The following is a 3,157-nucleotide window of genomic DNA, read 5'->3' on the forward strand; positions in this document are numbered from 1 at the left end:
AGATTAATTAGACTTGTATACAAACCACTTGGGTGTTGTATGGTCAAGCCAAACGAGCAATTAGTACAGGTTAGCTACACGCATCGCTGCGCTTCCACACCCTGCCTATCAACGTCCTAGTCTTGAACGGCTCTTTAGGGAAATCTAATCTTGAGGTGGGCTTCCCGCTTAGATGCTTTCAGCGGTTATCCCATCCGAACGTAGCTACCGGGCAATGCCACTGGCGTGACAACCCGAACACCAGAGGTTCGTCCACTCTGGTCCTCTCGTACTAGGAGCAGATCCTCTCAAATTTCCAACGCCCACGGTAGATAGGGACCGAACTGTCTCACGACGTTCTAAACCCAGCTCGCGTACCTCTTTAAATGGCGAACAGCCATACCCTTAGGACCTGCTTCAGCCCTAGGATGAGATGAGCCGACATCGAGGTGCCAAACACCGCCGTCGATATGAACTCTTGGGCGGTATCAGCCTGTTATCCCCAGAGTACCTTTTATCCGTTGAGCGATGGCCCTTCCATACAGAACCACCGGATCACTAAGACCTACTTTCGTACCTGCTCGACTTGTGGGTCTCGCAGTTAAGCGCGCTTTTGCCTTTATACTCTACGACCGATTTCCGACCGGTCTGAGCGCACCTTCGTACTCCTCCGTTACTCTTTAGGAGGAGACCGCCCCAGTCAAACTACCCACCATACATTGTCCTCGGTATTGTTATACCTGAGTTAGAACCCCAACATGACCAGGGTGGTATTTCAAGATTGGCTCCACCAAGACTAGCGTCTCGGTTTCAAAGCCTCCCACCTATCCTGCACAAGTCAGGTCAAAGTTCAATGTAAAGCTGTAGTAAAGGTTCACGGGGTCTTTCCGTCTAGCCGCGGGTACACAGCATCTTCACTGCGATTTCGATTTCACTGAGTCTCTGCTGGAGACAGCGCTGCCATCATTATGTCATTCGTGCAGGTCGGAACTTACCCGACAAGGAATTTCGCTACCTTAGGACCGTTATAGTTACGGCCGCCGTTTACTGGGGCTTCGATCAAGAGCTTCGCTTACGCTAACCCCATCAATTAACCTTCCAGCACCGGGCAGACATCACACCCTATACGTCCACTTTCGTGTTTGCAGAGTGCTGTGTTTTTAATAAACAGTTGCAGCAGCCTGGTATCTGCGACTGCCAACAGCTCAAGGAGCAAGTCCTATCACCATCAACAGCGTACCTTCTCCCGAAGTTACGGTACCATTTTGCCTAGTTCCTTCAGCAGAGTTCTCTCAAGCGCCTTGGTATTCTCTACCTGATCACCTGTGTCGGTTTAGGGTACGATTCGTTTATAACTATTGCTTAGAAGCTTTTCCTGGAAGCATGGTATTTGCCACTTCGTCTTACAAGTAAGACTTGCTATAAGATCTCGGTATAGAATAGCCCGGATTTACCTAAGCTATAAACCTACATCCTTTCACCTGGACAACCAACGCCAGGCTGACATAACCTTCTCCGTCCCTCCATCGCATTATAAACAAGTATCGGAATATTAACCGATTTCCCATCGACTACGCCTTTCGGCCTCGCCTTAGGGGTCGACTCACCCAGCCCCGATTAACGTTGGACTGGAACCCTTGATCTTCCGGCGTGCGAGCTTTTCACTCGCATTATCGTTACTCACGTCAGCATTCGCTCTTGTGATACCTCCAGCATGCTTTACAACACACCTTCACAGGCTTACACAACGCTCCCCTACCACTTGAAAACAAATTCAAATCCGCAGCTTCGGCTCCTAGTTTGAGCCCCGTTACATCTTCCGCGCGGGCCGACTCGACTAGTGAGCTATTACGCTTTCTTTAAAGGATGGCTGCTTCTAAGCCAACCTCCTAGCTGTCTATGCCTTCCCACCTCGTTTCCCACTTAACTAGGAATTTGGGGCCTTAGCTGGCGGTCTGGGTTGTTTCCCTCTCCACGATGGACGTTAGCACCCACCGTGTGTCTCCCGGATATCACTCATCGGTATTCGGAGTTTGCATCGGTTTGGTAAGTCGGTATGACCCCCTAGCCGAAACAGTGCTCTACCCCCAATGGTGTTCGTCCGAGGCGCTACCTAAATAGCTTTCGGGGAGAACCAGCTATCACCGAGTTTGATTAGCCTTTCACCCCTATCCACAAGTCATCCCCTGGCTTTTCAACGACAGTGGGTTCGGTCCTCCGGTGCCTGTTACGGCACTTTCAACCTGCTCATGGATAGATCACTCGGTTTCGGGTCTATACCCTGCAACTAGACGCCCTATTAAGACTCGGTTTCCCTACGGCTCCCCTAAATGGTTAACCTTGCTACAGAATATAAGTCGCTGACCCATTATACAAAAGGTACGCGGTCACCACGCAAGGTGGCTCCCACTGCTTGTACGCACACGGTTTCAGGTTCTATTTCACTCCCCTCACAGGGGTTCTTTTCGCCTTTCCCTCACGGTACTGGTTCACTATCGGTCAGTCAGGAGTATTTAGCCTTGGAGGATGGTCCCCCCATCTTCAAACAGGATTTCTCGTGCCCCGCTCTACTTAATATGTTAACGCTAATGTTTCGAATACAGGACTATCACCTACTACGGTCAGCTTTCCCACGCTGTTCTTCTACATTAGCACTAATCGGCTTCTCCCCGTTCGCTCGCCGCTACTAGGGGAATCTCAATTGATGTCTCTTCCTAAGGGTACTGAGATGTTTCACTTCCCCTCGTTTGCTTCCTAATAAATTAGGATACCTAGCTTATGCTAGGTGGGTTTCCCCATTCAGAAATCTCCGGATCACAGGATATTGCCGCCTCCCCGAAGCTTATCGCAGGCTGTCACGTCTTTCATCGCCTCTGACTGCCAAGGCATCCACCATGTGCGCTTCATTACTTGACCATACAACCCCAAGTAGTCTTACGACTTCAAAGTGTCATACAATCTAATTATGATAACGATATCACCTATGTTTATACGCTTGATTCAGTTCTCTTTACTTTTTTAGTAACCAACCCCTGGGATAACAACTGATGTCGTTAAGAGGTCGATTACTAAGGTTAAGAAGTGCGCGTGAACACGCGCTTCTTAACCCAGACTCATATCTATGTTTTTAAATAGTTCCTATGCTCTCGTCGAGTCATAAGTTCTGTATAAAACAGAA

The 3,157-nt window shown here is 49.2% G+C and carries 1 rRNA gene; it reads right to left on the reverse strand.

What is annotated here, in order from left to right:
* Window positions 1-39: 39 nt before the first annotated feature.
* Window positions 40-2,895 (reverse strand): 23S ribosomal RNA (locus tag EI164_RS15310).
* Window positions 2,896-3,157: the final 262 nt, after the last annotated feature.

Origin of the sequence: Psychrobacter sp. FME13 (genome assembly GCF_014861395.1) — a bacterium.
In the GTDB taxonomy this organism is placed as follows: Bacteria; Pseudomonadota; Gammaproteobacteria; order Pseudomonadales; family Moraxellaceae; genus Psychrobacter.